A 13,782-nucleotide genomic window follows, 5' to 3' on the forward strand; every position below is an offset into this window, starting at 1 on the left:
CCCCTGGAGACCCCCGTGATCAGCGCCGATCCAAGCTCCACCACCCGTGCCGACGACCCGGCCGACCTGCCCGGACTCCCCCCGCCACCCACCCGTCTGGAGGACGTGCCCGGCTGGTTCTGGCACGCCGACCAGCAGCTGTTCGGCTGGCTGCTGGAGCGTCAGACCGCCTCCGGCCTCAAGGGCGACCTGCTGGAGCTCGGCAGCTACCTGGGCCGCAGCGCGATCCTGATGGGTCGTTACCTGCAGTCGGGTGAGCGGTTCACGGTCTGTGACCTGTTCGACTCCGAGGCTCCGGACGAGGACAACACGGCCGAGATGGCGATGTCGTACCGGAAGACCCTGACCCGTCGGGCGTTCGAGGTCAACTACCTGGCCTTCCACGAGGAGCTGCCGGAGGTGGTGCAGGCGCCGACCTCGGTGCTGGCCGACGGCCGGATCCCGGCGGGCAGCTGCCGCTTCGTCCACGTGGACGCCTCGCACCTGTACGAGCACGTGGCCGGCGACATCCAGGTGGCCAGGGCCGCGCTCGCCCCCGACGGCCTGGTGGTGCTGGACGACTACCGCTCGCCGCACACCCCGGGCGTCTCGGCGGCGGTCTGGGAGGCGGTCTACGTGCACGGCCTCAAGCCGGTCTGCCTGACCCCGGAGAAGTTCTACGGCACCTGGGGCGACCAGGCGGCGCTCACCGCGACGCTGCTGGAACGCGACTGGCGGGCCGAGGGCTTCCGCCTCGACGAGGAGCACATCAACGGCCTCGTGGTGCACCGGCTCGCCTGGGACGACGCCCCGACCGCGGCGTCGGCCGGCGGCCGGCGCTCCACCGCCCGGCGGTTGGCGCTCGACCTGCTCCCGCCGATGGTCACCCGCGCCGTCCGGCGCGCGCTGCACTGACCCGCCGGCACCACCACCAACCGGCCCCCGCCGCCCCGGCGAGCACCACCAAGCCGGCGGTCACCCACCCGGGGCCCCCGCCCGACCCGGCGGGGGCCCCGGCCCGCTCCACCGGCGCGGGCTGCGGCGGCTGGTCCGGCCCCTGCGCCGCGGCCGGCCCCGCCGCCGCCCCGCCGCCGACCAGCTGCCCGACCGGCGTCACCTTCCCGGCGGCCGCGAAGCCCCAGTCGAGCAGCGCGGCGGTCTCCTCGTACACCCGCTGGTAGTCGGCCGGGTGCATCACCGTCACCAGCAGCGTCCGGCCGCCGCGTTCGGCGGCGCCGGTGAAGGTGGCGCCGGCGTTGGTGGTGTAGCCGTTCTTCACCCCGAACAGGCCCGGGTACTTGCCCAGCAGCCGGTCGGTGTTGGCGATCCCGAAGGAGCCGCGCTGCCCGGTCGCCTTGTCCACCGCGCCGGGGAACTGGGCGTCCCGGGTGGAGCAGTACGCCCGGAACTCCGGATTGCGCAGCCCCGCGCGGGCGAACAGGGTCAGGTCGTAGGCCGAGGAGAGCTGGCCGTCCATGTCGTAGCCGTCCGGCGTGACCACCGAGGTGTCCAGCGCCTGCAGCTCCTTCGCCCGGGCCCGCATCTGGTCCACCGTCACCTCGATGCCGCCGTTCATGTGCGCCAGCACCCGCACCGCGTCGTTGCCGGAGCTCAGGAAGACCCCGCGCCAGAGGTCCTCCACCCGGTAGTCGAGGTTCTCCTTGATCCCCACCAGGCTGCTGCCGTGGCCCGAGCCCAGCAGCTCGGCGTCGGTGACCCGGTGCACGGCGTTGCGGTCCAGCTTCGGCAGCACCGTGTCGGCGAACAGCATCTTCAGGGTGGAGGCCGGGGGCAGCCGCCAGTGCGGGTTGTTCGAGGCCAGCACCTCACCGCTGCCGGCGTCCGCCACCAGCCAGGACTGCCCGGTCAGCCCGGTCGGCAGGGCCGGCGCCCCGGCCTGCGGCGCGACCTGCACGCCCGTGCGCCCGAGCAGCTCCCCACCCACCGCGGACATCCCCGGCGGCGGCTCCTGCCAGGGCAGTGCGGCGGTGCAGCAGAGTGCGGCGAGGGCCAGCGCGGCCAGGCGGTACGTGGACTGACGGACGTTCGGCACCCGCGGAACGTACCCGCCCCGGCCCCCCTCCGGCCCACCACGCCGTCCGCCTCCCCCGAACGGGCACCCGGCGCTGGGCCGTCCGGCCCACTCCGCATACTGGATGCGACCCCCCGAAAGGACGCCCCCGTCATGAAGCTCGGCCGCCTCGCCTCCTGGTTCCTCACCGCCTTCGGCGTCTGGTCCCTGTTCATCTGGACCACCTTCGTCAAGAACCTCTGGAAGGACTCCGGCGGCCAGGCCTTCGTCAACGGCGACCACTCCCAGCCCACCGCCTTCTTCTGGGTCCACCTCCTGCTCGCCGTCACCTCCCTCCTCCTCGGCCTCGCCATCGGCACCCTCGGCGTCCGCAGCCTCCGCGCCCTGCGCCGGGGGTAATTGCTTTGCCGCTGTCGTAGGCCACTGCCAGGATCTCCGCCGGGTGCGTGCACGACGCACCCCGCCGCTTCCGGGGGGATCCTCAGCATGTCCATTTCCCGACGGACCCTTGCCGTCGCCACCGTCCTGGCCGCCGCCTTCCCGGCCCCGGCCGCGGTGGCCGCCGACCACGACACCGTCACCGCCGCCTGCACCGCCGACCGGCTCAACTCGCCCACCCCGACCCTGACCGGCACCACCACCGGCACGGCCGCCCGCTTCGGCCTGTGGGACGTGACGACCGACCGGAAGCTGGTGGACCGTCAGATCGACGCCACCGACGGCAAGCTGGCCGTCACCACCGACGCACTCACCGACGGGCACCGCTACGAGTGGCGCTTCTGGCCGCAGGGCGGCGGCAAGCCCACCGCCAAGTGCGCCTTCGGCGTCGACACCACCCCGCCCGGCACCCCGACGGTGAGCTCCACCGACTTCCCGGCCTCCGGGAGCGGGCAGACGGCGCAGAAGTACGCCGGCCAGTACGGCACCTTCACCCTCCGGAGCACGGACGCCGTCTGCTTCCAGTTCACGCTCCGCACGCCGAGCGTCGGGTGGAACTGCCAGAGCCCCGGCGTCAGTGCCGGACCGACCGTCGAGGTCCGGCCGACGCAGTGGGGCACCAACGTGCTCACCGTGCAGGCCATGGACGCGGCGGGCAACGTCTCGCAGTCGGCCGCCTACACCTTCTACGCCCCCTCGAACCCGAACCCGGTCAGCGCTCCGGGCGATGTGGACGGCGACGCGGTGGCGGACATCCTGCTGCCGGACACCGCGGGCAACCTCCAAGTGATCAGCACCGCCGGCACCGGCACCACCCCGACCTCGGTCGTCCCCGCCTTCCAGGCCCCGGACGGCCGGGGGTGGGACGGCTTCGAGCTGGTCAGCCGGGGCTACGACAACCACGAGCCGGTGGCCGACCTGCTGGCCACCGGCAGGGGCGGTTCCTACCTCGGTGTCTACCGCAACACGGACTTCGGCGAGTTCGCGCAGGGCGCCACGCTGATCACCGGTACCCGTCCGGCCGTCCGCCCCGAGGGCGTCGCGGCGGACTGGAGCGCCACCACCCAGCTGATCGGTCTCGGCAAGCTCGGTGCCCGCACCAGTTCCTCGCTGCTCGCGGTGGAGGGCGACGACCTGGTGCTGTTGACCGACCCGGGCATCATGTACCGCTACCGCACCGTCAAGAAGCTGAGCAGTGGCGGTGCCTGGGCCGGCCGGCAGCTGATCGAGGGCGCCACCGCGGCCGACGGTTCGCTGACGCTGCGGGCCCGGGAGCTGAGCACCGGTCAGCTCCGCGCGTACGCGGTGCCGAAGGCGGCCGACGGGACGTACGACTTCTCGGCCCTCGCCGACCCGGCGAACGGCACGGTGGTCGGTTCCTTCCCGGTCGCGCAGTACCCGACCCTGGAGAGCACGGCGGACGGCAACCTCTACGCCGTCACCGCCGACCGCCACCTGCTGGTGTTCGACGGCACCACCGCCCCCAGGGACCGCGGCCTGCTGAAGTAGGCGGAATCACGCCTGAGGGCCCGCCCGGAAAACCGGACGGGCCCTCAGGCGTAGGCGGGCGGAGCCTAGAAGCGGCGGGTGACCAGCGCCCGCTTCACTTCCTGGATCGCCTTGGTGACCTCGATGCCACGGGGGCAGGCCTCGGAGCAGTTGAAGGTGGTGCGGCAGCGCCACACGCCCTCACGGTCGTTGAGGATCTCCAGGCGCTGCTCGGCACCCTCGTCGCGCGAGTCGAAGATGAAGCGGTGCGCGTTGACGATGGCGGCCGGGCCGAAGTACTGGCCGTCGTTCCAGAAGACCGGGCAGGACGAGGTGCACGCGGCGCACAGGATGCACTTGGTGGTGTCGTCGAAGCGCTCGCGGTCCTCGGCGGACTGCAGGCGCTCCCGGGTCGGGTCGTTCCCCTTGGTGATGAGGAACGGCATGACGTCCTTGTACGCCTGGAAGAACGGGTCCATGTCCACGATGAGGTCCTTGAGGACCGCGAGGCCCTTGATGGCCTCGATCGTGATCGGCTTCTCCGGGTTGACGTCCTTGATCAGGGTCTTGCACGCCAGCCGGTTGCGGCCGTTGATCCGCATGGCGTCGGAGCCGCAGATGCCGTGCGCGCAGGAACGGCGGTAGGTGAGGGTGCCGTCCTGCTCCCACTTGACCTTGTTGAGGGCGTCCAGGACGCGCTCCTTCGGGTCCATCTCCAGCTGGTAGTCGACCCACACCGGGTCCGGCAGCTCCTCCGGGTTGAACCGGCGGATCCGCAGGGTGACGGTGATCAGCTTGGTGCCGCCGGCCTCGGCCGCGTCCAGGGCGGCGGAGTGCTTCTCCACGGTCGGAGTGCTCATCAGTACTTACGCTCCATCGGCTGGTAGCGGGTCGTGACGACCGGCTTGTAGTCCAGGCGGATCGAGGTGCTGCCGTCAGCGGCGACCTCGCGGTAGGCCATGGTGTGCTGCATGAACTTCTCGTCGTCGCGGGTCGGGAAGTCCTCGCGGTAGTGACCGCCGCGGGACTCCTCGCGGGCCAGCGCGGAGACGGCCAGCACCTCGGCCAGGTCGAGCAGGTTGCCCAGCTCGATGGCCTCCAGGAGGTCGGTGTTGTACCGCATGCCCTTGTCCTGGATGGCGACGTGCTTGAAGCGCTCGCGCAGCGCGGCGACGTCGGCCACGGCCTGCTTCAGGGTCTCGCCGGTGCGGTAGACCATGGCGTTGGTGTCCATGGTCTCCTGCAGCTCCTTGCGGATCTGCGCGACCGACTCGGTGCCCTCGGACTCGCGGAGCTGGTCGACCATGTCCTGGACGAACTGGCCCGGGTTCTCCGGGAGCTCGACGTAGTCGTGGTTCGAGGCGTACTCGGCGGCGGCGATGCCCGCGCGGCGGCCGAACACGTTGATGTCCAGCAGCGAGTTGGTGCCCAGGCGGTTGGCGCCGTGCACCGAGACGCAGGCGACCTCGCCGGCGGCGTAGAGGCCGGGGACGACGTCGGTGTTGTTCGACAGCACCTCGCCCTCGACGTTGGTCGGGATGCCGCCCATGGCGTAGTGCGCGGTGGGCTGGATCGGGATCGGGTCCGTGTAGGGCTCGATGCCGAGGTAGGTCCGCGCGAACTCGGTGATGTCCGGGAGCTTGGCGTCCAGCTGCTCCGGCGGAAGGTGCGTCAGGTCCAGGTAGACGTGGTCGCCGTCGGGGCCGCAGCCGCGGCCCTCGCGGATCTCGGTGTAGATCGCGCGCGAGCAGACGTCACGGGACGCGAGGTCCTTCATGACCGGGGCGTAGCGCTCCATGAAGCGCTCGCCGTCCTTGTTGCGGAGGATGCCGCCCTCGCCGCGGGCGCCCTCGGTGAGCAGGATGCCCATCCGCCAGATGCCGGTCGGGTGGAACTGGAAGAACTCCATGTCCTCCAGCGGCAGGCCCCGGCGCCACGCGACGGCCTGGCCGTCACCGGTCAGGGTGTGCGCGTTCGAGGTGACCTTGAACATCTTGCCGGTGCCGCCGGAGGCGAACACCACGGCCTTGGCCTGGAAGACGTGGATCTCGCCGGTGGCCAGCTCGTAGGCGACCACGCCGGAGGTCTTGCCGTCGACGATCAGCAGGTCGAGGACGTAGAACTCGTTGAAGAACTCGACGCCGTGCTTGACGCAGTTCTGGAACAGCGTCTGGAGGATCATGTGACCGGTGCGGTCGGCCGCGTAGCAGGAGCGGCGGACGGGCGCCTCACCGTGGTTGCGGGAGTGACCGCCGAAGCGGCGCTGGTCGATCCGGCCCTGCTCGGTGCGGGAGAAGGGGAGGCCCATCTTCTCCAGGTCGAGGACGGCGTCGATGGCCTCCTTGCACATGATCTCGGCGGCGTCCTGGTCGACCAGGTAGTCACCACCCTTGACCGTGTCGAAGGTGTGCCACTCCCAGTTGTCCTCCTCGACGTTGGCGAGGGCGGCGCACATGCCGCCCTGGGCCGCGCCGGTGTGGGACCGGGTGGGGTAGAGCTTGGTCAGCACCGCGGTGCGGCTGCGCTGGGTCGACTCGATGGCCGCGCGCATGCCCGCGCCACCGGCGCCGACGATGACGGTGTCGTACTTGTGAATCTGCATCAGGTCTTCGTCGCCTCTGGCCGGCCGATTAGATGTTCGGGTCGAAGGTGAAGATCACCAGGGTGCCGAGCAGGACCGTGAACACGGTCGCGGCGCCCATCAGCGTCTTCAGCCACAGCCTGGTGGAGTCCTTCTCCGCGTAGTCGTTGATGACCGTGCGCATGCCGTTGCTGCCGTGCAGCATGGCGAGCCAGAGCATCAACAGGTCCCAGCCCTGCCAGAACGGCGAGGCCCAGCGGCCGGCGACGAAGGCGAAGTTGATCTTCGAAACGCCGCCGTCGAGCACCAGCATGATCAGCAGGTGACCGAGGATCAGGACGACCAGCAGGACACCCGACAGGCGCATGAACAGCCAGGCGAGCATCTCGAAGTTGGTGCGGGTACGCCGAGGGGTCTTCTTGGTACGCGCACGGGCGGGCTCGACGACGAAGGCGTCGGCCGGGTTGCCGGTGCCCAGGCCCTGGCCGGTGTGGGCCTGGAGCGAGGGGACCACCAGGGTCTCGTTGGTCTCAGCCATCGCCGATCACTTCCCGAACCAGGAGAGGAGGGTGTGCTCGAGGATGCGGTAGAACGACGCCGCCAGGAGCACGACCCAGACGCCGACCACGGTCCAGAGCATCTGCTTCTGGTACTTGGGGCCCTTGGACCAGAAGTCCACCGCGACGACCCGGAGACCGTTCAGCGCGTGGAACAGGATGGCGGCCGTCAGGCCGTACTCCATCAGGTTGACCAACGGGGTCTTGTAGGTCGCGATGACGGTGTCGTACGACTCGGGCGACACCCGAACCAACGCGGTGTCGAGGACATGGGCGAACAGGAAGAAGAAGATGAGGACGCCGGTGACTCGATGAGCCACCCAGCTCCACATGCCTTCCCGGCCGCGGTACAGCGTTCCAGCCGGCACGGAAAAACCCTCCGGAAGCGGATCGGGGGCTCGGCCGGCTTCGGTGTCGGTCAGCCCGGCCGGTACGGTCCTCCGGCCGCCAGCATCCTATCGACGCCGTGCGGTGAACCGCCTCCGGGGGTGTCAGGTGTGATCCATCAGGCACGCACGGCCTAATCCGGCCTACTCCCGACGGCCCTGTCCGAGCGCCGCGGGCCCGCCCCGGGAGTGTCGCGGGGCGGGCCCGCGGGCCGGTGTTGACGGCGGCTCAGGCGCCGACCAGGTGCTCCAGCCGGGTCAGAGCGATCCGTCGGAGCTCCTCGGCGGCGACCAGGCGCTCCTCGTCCGGCTCGTTGGCGAGCCTGGTGCGGACGGAGGTGAGGACGGTGTCGAGCATCTCCTCGGGGTCGATGCCGTCCAGGCAGACCACGAAGACGTGGCCGTACCGGGCCTCGTACGCGGCGTGCGCGGCCCGCAGGGCGGTGTGCGCCGCCTGGCTCCCGGGGGCCCGCATGCCGAGCAGGGGCTGCGGCATCCAGCTCTCGTCGGCGAGGGCCTCGGCGAGGTCGGCCGGACGCAGGTCGTAGGAGGCCTCGCTGGCGGCGGCCAGCAGGGACTCTATGTCGGGGTACGGGCGGTGGGCGGTGAGCCGCAGTGCCCAGCGGTGGCTTCCGCAACAGGCCAGCAGGGCCTCCTCGGCTGCGCCGGGGTCGGCCTCGTTGAAGCGGTGAAGCCCGAGCAGGGACGGCACCAGCAGCGGCTCGTCGAGCTGCTGCGGCGGGATGTCGCTGGCCAGCGGGTCCTCCTCGTGAGGGCGGGAAGGGGGGATGCTCCAGAGACGAAACGTAGGTGCTCAGCGGCCCTTGACAGGACCGGACTGCCGGGCCGGAGGGCTGGCGTCCCGTGGACCGCCCGGGCAGCGGCACCACGGTAGTTGAGGGTTCGTCAGTTGAGGAGAGGTCGCGTCGAATTCACTCGATCGAGCTATCAAGTCGTAACGTTGTCATGCTCGTTGAGGGGAGCCGCCGGCGCCCGCCCGGCGCCGGCGGCCCCCCTGAGCAGGCCGTCCGCGGTTCAGGACGTCCGGTGCACCTTGTGGTTGGCCGCCTGGGCGCGGGGCCGGACCACCAGCAGGTCGATGTTGACGTGCGAGGGGCGGGTGACCGCCCAGGACACGGTGTCGGCGATGTCCTCGGAGGTGAGCGGTTCCGCCACGCCGGCGTACACCGCCGCCGCCTTGGACTCGTCGCCCCGGAAGCGGGTGACCGCGAAGCCCTCGGACTTCACCATGCCGGGGGCGATCTCGATCACCCGGATCGGCTCGCCGTTCAGCTCCAGCCGCAGGGTCGCGGCGATGGTGTGCGCGGCGTGCTTGGCGGCCACGTAGCCGCCGCCGCCCTCGTACGCGGTCAGCGCGGCGGTCGAGCTGAGCACCAGCACCGTGCCGTCGCCGCTCGCCCGCAGCGCGGGCAGCAGCGCCTGGGTCACGTGCAGCACGCCGAGCACGTTCACCTCGTACATGGCCAGCCAGTCGGCCGGGTCGCCGGCCTCCACGGTCTCGGCGCCGATCGCGCCGCCCGCGTTGTTCACCAGCACGTCCACCGGGCCGACCTCGGCGGCGAAGGCGTCCACCTGCGCCCGGTCGGTCACGTCCACGGTGTACGCGCGGCCGCCGATCTCCTTGGCCAGCGCCTCGATCCGCTCGGTCCGGCGGGCGGTCACCACCACCTCGAAGCCGTCCGCCGCGAGCCGCCGGGCCGTCGCCGCGCCGATGCCGCTGCTGGCGCCGGTGACCACGGCCACCTTCCGTTCGGTCATGTCCCACTCCCTGCTGGTCCGGTCGTCTGCCGGTTCGATCATTCCAAAGGGTGACGGCCCGCCGCTCGGTGGATCAGGGGGTGGATAGGGGGTGCGCCCCCTTGGGGTAGGAGGGGCTGGTGCGCCACGGTTGCACCAGCCCGCGTCCGCACCGCCCGTGTCCGCACCGCCCCGTGTCCGCAGCGCCCGCGTCCCGACCCCCGGAGGTAACCCGTGGCAGACCGTCACACCGAGTCCGGCATCCCGATCCGGCCGGTCTACGGCCCCGAGGCCCTCGATGGGTGGGACCCGCAGGAGCGCCTCGGCGAGCCCGGCCGCTACCCCTTCACCCGCGGCGTCTACCCGACCATGTACACCGGGAAGCCGTGGACCATGCGGCAGTACGCCGGCTTCGGCACCGCCGCCGAGTCCAACGCCCGCTACCGCCAGCTGATCGCCAACGGCACCACCGGCCTCTCGGTCGCCTTCGACCTGCCGACCCAGATGGGCTACGACTCGGACGCCCCGCTCGCGGCCGGCGAGGTCGGCAAGGTGGGCGTGGCGGTCGACTCGGTCGAGGACATGGCGGTGCTGTTCCGCGGCATCCCGCTGGGCGAGGTCTCCACCTCGATGACCATCAACGCCCCCGCGTCCGTGCTCCTGCTGCTCTACCGGCTGGTCGGCGAGAGCCAGGGGGTGGCCCCCGCCGCGCTCACCGGCACGATCCAGAACGACGTGCTGAAGGAGTACATCGCCCGGGGCACCTACATCTTCCCGCCCAAGCCCAGCCTGCGGCTGGTGGCGGACGTGTTCCGCTACTGCCGGGCCGAGGTCCCGCGCTGGAACACCATCTCCATCTCCGGCTACCACATGGCCGAGGCCGGGGCCGATCCCGCGCAGGAGATCGCCTTCACGCTGGCGAACGGGATCGAGTACGTCCGCACCGCGATCGCGGCCGGGATGGAGGTGGACGACTTCGCCCCCCGGCTCTCCTTCTTCTTCGTGGCCCGCACCACGCTGCTGGAGGAGGTGGCCAAGTTCCGCGCCGCGCGCCGGATCTGGGCCCGCGTCATGCGCGAGGAGTTCGGCGCCAGCAACCCCAAGTCGCTGATGCTGCGCTTCCACACCCAGACCGCCGGGGTCCAACTCACCGCCCAGCAGCCGGAGGTGAACCTGGTCCGGGTCTCGGTGCAGGCGCTGGCCGCGGTCTTCGGCGGCACCCAGTCGCTGCACACCAACAGCTTCGACGAGGCCATCGCGCTGCCCACCGAGAAGGCCGCCCGGCTGGCCCTGCGCACCCAGCAGGTCCTGGCGTACGAGAGCGACGTCACGGCCACCGTCGACCCGTTCGCCGGGTCCTACGTGGTGGAGTCGCTGACCGACGAGGTGGAGGCGGCGGCGCTCCAACTGATGGGCCGTATCGAGGACATGGGCGGTGCGGTGGCCGCCATCGAGCGCGGGTTCCAGAAGGGCGAGATCGAGCGCACCGCCTACCGGGTGCAGCAGGAGACCGACGCGGGGGAGCGCACCGTGGTCGGGGTGAACCGCTTCCAGCTGGACGCCGAGGAGCCCTACCAGCCGCTCCGGGTGGACCCGGCGATCGAGGCCGAGCAGGCCGCCCGGCTGGCCAAGCTCCGTGCGGAGCGCGACGGTTCGGCGGTGCAGCGCGGGCTGACGGCGCTCCGGAAGGCGGCCGAGGGGACCGGGAACGTGCTGTACCCGATGCGGGAGGCGCTGGCCGCGCGGGCCACCGTCGGAGAGGTGAGCGACGCGCTGCGCGAGGTCTGGGGCACGTACACGCCGTCCGAGCGGTTCTAGCGGGCCGAGGGGACCGAGGGGGCCGGGCGCCTGAGGGTCGGTCAGGCGCCGTGTCCCGTGCCGGGGTCGGTCGTTGCACAGGGCAGTGATCACCGGGAAGGCGGAAACGGTATGTCATACCCACCTGTGCGGCCGGTATGCACCCATCCGGGGACCGATCTGACGGAAGTCGGGCCAAAAGCCGTTCACCGGCCTAGTCTTGTTGAGGTGAACGATCCTCAGCCCGGCGCCCGGGCCACCCTCACGCCTGCCCGTCCCGGCTCCGATCTGCGTGCGCGGGTACGGGCCTACCAGGCGGAGTTGATCGCCTTCCGGCGCGACCTGCACCGGCACCCGGAGCTGGGCCGGCAGGAGTTCCGCACCACCCGGCTGCTCCGCGAGCGGCTGCTCGCCGCCGGGCTGACGCCGAAGGTGCTCCCGGGCGGCACGGGCATGACGGTGGACATCGTGCCGCCGGGCACCAAGTCGGGCACCCCGTTCCTGGCGTTCCGCGCGGACATCGACGCGCTGCCGATCGACGACGCGAAGACCGAGGCCCCGTACCGCTCCACCCTGCCGGGGCGGGCGCACGCCTGCGGCCACGACGTGCACACCTCGGTGGTGCTGGGCACCGCGCTGGTGCTCGCCCAGGCGGCCCGCACCGGTGAGCTGACCCAGCCGGTCCGGCTGGTCTTCCAGCCGGCCGAGGAGGTCATGCCGGGCGGGGCGCTGGACGTGATCGAGGCCGGCGGGATGAAGGACGTCGGGCGGATCTTCGCGGTGCACTGCGACCCCAAGGTCCAGGTCGGCCGGGTCGGGCTCAAGGTCGGGGCGATCACCTCCGCCTGCGACCGGCTCACCCTCCACCTGGACGGCCCCGGCGGTCACACCGCCCGCCCGCACCTGACCACCGACCTGGTCACCGCGGTCGCCCGGCTGGCCGCCGACCTGCCGCCGGCGCTCTCCCGCCGGATGGACCCGCGCTGGGGCGTCAGCCTGGTCTGGGGCCGGATCGCCTCCGGCTCGGCGCCCAACGTCATCCCCCAGCACGCCGAGCTGGAGGGCACCGTCCGCTGCCTGGAGCTGGCCGGCTGGCGCGAGGCCCCCGACGCGCTGGAGGAGCTGACCGGCCGGCTGGCCGAGACCTACCGCGCCAAGTGGACCTTGGACTACCACCGCGGCGTGCCCCCCGTCGTGAACGAGCAGACCTCGATCGCCCAGCTGGAGGCCGCCATGAACGGCCGCTTCGCCGCGGGGAACGGCCCCGTCGTCGAGGACACCGAGCAGAGCCTCGGCGGCGAGGACTTCTCCTGGTACCTCGAGCACGCCCCCGGCGCCCTGGCCCGGCTCGGCGTCCGCGCCCCGCACGAGACCACCGTCCGCGACCTCCACCAGGGCCGCTTCGACGTGGACGAACGCTCCATCGCGGTCGGGGTCGAGCTCTTCTGCGCGCTGGCCCTGGAGTACGGGCGAGTCTGAGACGGGGGTCACCTCGGCGGCGTAGAGTGGCCGCTTCACTACCATCGAGTAGTGACACGAGGGTGCGTCGAGCGTGGTCATTTGTCCGTTTCGTCCGGACATAGGACCACGTTTTGATAACAACCCGAATGCTCGTCGGAGCCGTGACACAACCGTGTTCTACGCGCGTTACGGTGGCGCTCGACCACGCCAAACGGGTGTGTGAGAAGGAGATACTCCCTTGCGCCGTTCCATGAAGCTCGCCGCGGTTGTGCTCACGGGTTCCCTGGGCATCGCCTCGCTCGCCGCTTGCGGCGCAAAGAGCACCGACAACAACACCACCAACAGCGCCGGTGCCGGCACCTCCGGCATCAAGGTCGGCATGGCCTACGACATCGGCGGCCGTGGCGACCAGTCGTTCAACGACTCCGCCGCCCGTGGCCTGGACAAGGCCAAGTCGGACCTCGGCGTCGCGGTCACCGAGGCCGAGGCCAAGACCGGTGAGGCGGAGGCCGACAAGGAGACCCGCCTGAAGAGCCTGGTCTCCTCCGGCTACAACCCGGTCATCGCCGTCGGCTTCGTCTACCAGGCCGCCGTCGAGAAGGTCGCCAAGGACAACCCGAACGTCAAGTTCGCGATCATCGACTCGGGCTCCGCCACCCAGCCGAGCAACGTCACCTCGCTGACCTTCTCCGAGCAGGAGGGCTCCTACCTGGCCGGCGTCGCCGCCGCCTCGAAGAGCCAGGCCAAGCACATCGGCTTCATCGGTGGCGTGCAGTCCGAGCTGATCAAGAAGTTCGAGGCCGGCTACATCGCGGGCGCCAAGTCCGTCACCCCGGACATCAAGGTCGAGACCACCTACCTCACCACCCCGCCGGACTTCTCGGGCTTCAACGACCCGGGCAAGGGCAAGGACGCCGCCCAGGGCCAGCTCGACAAGGGCGCGGACGTCATCTACTCCGCCGCCGGCTCCTCCGGCAACGGCGCCATCGAGGCCGTCTTCAACGCCAAGAAGTGGGCCATCGGCGTCGACTCGGACCAGGCCGCCCAGCCCGCCCTGGCCAAGTACAAGGACCGCATCCTCACCTCGATGGTGAAGAACGTCGACACCGCGGTGTTCTCCTACGTCAAGTCGATCAAGGACGGTTCGCCGCTCACCGGCACCAAGAACTTCGACCTGAAGGAGAAGGGCGTCTCGCTGGCCACCACCGGCGGCTTCATCAACGACATCCAGGCGAAGCTGGACGCGGCCACCGCGCAGATCACCTCGGGTGCCACGAAGATCCCGACCACCGTCGGCTGACACCC

General features: G+C 71.1%; 13 protein-coding genes. 6 read left to right on the forward strand and 7 right to left on the reverse strand.

Annotated elements, in window-relative coordinates:
* Window positions 1-66 precede the first annotated feature (66 nt).
* On the forward strand, window positions 67-894 hold the full coding sequence (locus ACWCYY_RS22060) for a class I SAM-dependent methyltransferase (protein ID WP_345286345.1): 828 nt from the start codon (window positions 67-69) through the stop codon (window positions 892-894).
* Here ACWCYY_RS22060 and ACWCYY_RS22065 read toward each other — a convergent pair.
* Window positions 863-2,032 carry a D-alanyl-D-alanine carboxypeptidase family protein gene (locus ACWCYY_RS22065; protein WP_345286056.1) on the reverse strand — a complete coding sequence of 390 codons (1,170 nt, stop codon included), beginning with the start codon at window positions 2,030-2,032 and terminating at the stop codon, window positions 863-865. The two genes, ACWCYY_RS22060 and ACWCYY_RS22065, sit on opposite strands and share 32 nt — an antisense overlap.
* Window positions 2,033-2,164: 132 nt before the next feature.
* On the opposite strand from ACWCYY_RS22065, the gene ACWCYY_RS22070 reads away from it, so the two are divergent.
* Both ACWCYY_RS22070 and ACWCYY_RS22075 read left to right on the forward strand, forming a co-directional pair.
* On the forward strand, window positions 2,165-2,410 hold the full coding sequence (locus tag ACWCYY_RS22070; protein WP_345286054.1) for an SCO4848 family membrane protein: 246 nt from the start codon (window positions 2,165-2,167) through the stop codon (window positions 2,408-2,410).
* A gap of 87 nt (window positions 2,411-2,497) precedes the next feature.
* The gene (locus ACWCYY_RS22075; protein ID WP_449796985.1) at window positions 2,498-3,958 is read left to right on the forward strand and encodes a hypothetical protein; all 1,461 of its coding nucleotides are present in this window, start codon (window positions 2,498-2,500) and stop codon (window positions 3,956-3,958) included.
* A 65-nt stretch (window positions 3,959-4,023) separates the two neighbouring features.
* On the opposite strand, the gene ACWCYY_RS22080 is transcribed toward ACWCYY_RS22075, so the two are convergent.
* The 6 genes from ACWCYY_RS22080 to ACWCYY_RS22105 form a co-directional block, all read right to left on the reverse strand.
* A complete protein-coding gene (locus tag ACWCYY_RS22080; RefSeq protein ID WP_345286050.1) occupies window positions 4,024-4,797 on the reverse strand; it encodes a succinate dehydrogenase iron-sulfur subunit in 774 nt (257 codons plus the stop codon).
* Window positions 4,797-6,539 (reverse strand): succinate dehydrogenase flavoprotein subunit, encoded by a 1,743-nt coding sequence (sdhA, locus tag ACWCYY_RS22085; protein WP_345286048.1) that lies wholly within the window; start codon window positions 6,537-6,539, stop codon window positions 4,797-4,799. The genes ACWCYY_RS22080 and sdhA overlap by 1 nt, the downstream gene beginning before the upstream one ends.
* Window positions 6,540-6,567: 28 nt before the next feature.
* Window positions 6,568-7,056, reverse strand: a complete 489-nt coding sequence (gene sdhD / locus ACWCYY_RS22090; RefSeq protein ID WP_345286045.1) for a succinate dehydrogenase, hydrophobic membrane anchor protein — start codon at window positions 7,054-7,056, stop codon at window positions 6,568-6,570.
* A 6-nt stretch (window positions 7,057-7,062) separates the two neighbouring features.
* Window positions 7,063-7,443: a succinate dehydrogenase, cytochrome b556 subunit gene (gene sdhC / locus ACWCYY_RS22095; protein WP_345286043.1), complete on the reverse strand. Its 381-nt coding sequence runs from the start codon at window positions 7,441-7,443 to the stop codon at window positions 7,063-7,065.
* Window positions 7,444-7,690: 247 nt separating this feature from the next.
* Window positions 7,691-8,173 (reverse strand): 2-oxo-4-hydroxy-4-carboxy-5-ureidoimidazoline decarboxylase, encoded by a 483-nt coding sequence (locus ACWCYY_RS22100; protein WP_345286041.1) that lies wholly within the window; start codon window positions 8,171-8,173, stop codon window positions 7,691-7,693.
* A 323-nt stretch (window positions 8,174-8,496) separates the two neighbouring features.
* Complete coding sequence (locus ACWCYY_RS22105) at window positions 8,497-9,240, reverse strand: SDR family oxidoreductase (RefSeq protein ID WP_345286039.1); 744 nt, start codon at window positions 9,238-9,240, stop codon at window positions 8,497-8,499.
* A gap of 213 nt (window positions 9,241-9,453) precedes the next feature.
* Here ACWCYY_RS22105 and ACWCYY_RS22110 point away from each other — a divergent pair, with 213 nt between their 5' ends.
* The 3 genes from ACWCYY_RS22110 (at window position 9,454) to ACWCYY_RS22120 (ending at window position 13,777) form a co-directional block, all read left to right on the forward strand.
* Window positions 9,454-11,037 (forward strand): acyl-CoA mutase large subunit family protein, encoded by a 1,584-nt coding sequence (locus ACWCYY_RS22110; RefSeq protein ID WP_449796986.1) that lies wholly within the window; start codon window positions 9,454-9,456, stop codon window positions 11,035-11,037.
* Between the two features lie 207 nt (window positions 11,038-11,244).
* Window positions 11,245-12,495 carry an amidohydrolase gene (locus ACWCYY_RS22115; RefSeq protein ID WP_380150569.1) on the forward strand — a complete coding sequence of 417 codons (1,251 nt, stop codon included), beginning with the start codon at window positions 11,245-11,247 and terminating at the stop codon, window positions 12,493-12,495.
* A 220-nt stretch (window positions 12,496-12,715) separates the two neighbouring features.
* Window positions 12,716-13,777, forward strand: a complete 1,062-nt coding sequence (locus ACWCYY_RS22120) for a BMP family lipoprotein (protein ID WP_345286035.1) — start codon at window positions 12,716-12,718, stop codon at window positions 13,775-13,777.
* Window positions 13,778-13,782: the final 5 nt, after the last annotated feature.

This window comes from Kitasatospora sp. NPDC001664, assembly GCF_053596675.1.

What these genes read in the sequence shown, in the direction of transcription:
- sdhD (WP_345286045.1), bottom strand. Translation starts at nt 7,056, where the DNA reads ATGGCTGAGACCAACGAGACCCTGGTGGTCCCCTCGCTCCAGGCCCAC.
- ACWCYY_RS22070 (WP_345286054.1), top strand. Translation starts at nt 2,165, where the DNA reads ATGAAGCTCGGCCGCCTCGCCTCCTGGTTCCTCACCGCCTTCGGCGTC.
- sdhA (WP_345286048.1), bottom strand. Translation starts at nt 6,539, where the DNA reads ATGCAGATTCACAAGTACGACACCGTCATCGTCGGCGCCGGTGGCGCG.
- ACWCYY_RS22075 (WP_449796985.1), top strand. Translation starts at nt 2,498, where the DNA reads ATGTCCATTTCCCGACGGACCCTTGCCGTCGCCACCGTCCTGGCCGCC.
- ACWCYY_RS22105 (WP_345286039.1), bottom strand. Translation starts at nt 9,240, where the DNA reads ATGACCGAACGGAAGGTGGCCGTGGTCACCGGCGCCAGCAGCGGCATC.
- ACWCYY_RS22080 (WP_345286050.1), bottom strand. Translation starts at nt 4,797, where the DNA reads ATGAGCACTCCGACCGTGGAGAAGCACTCCGCCGCCCTGGACGCGGCC.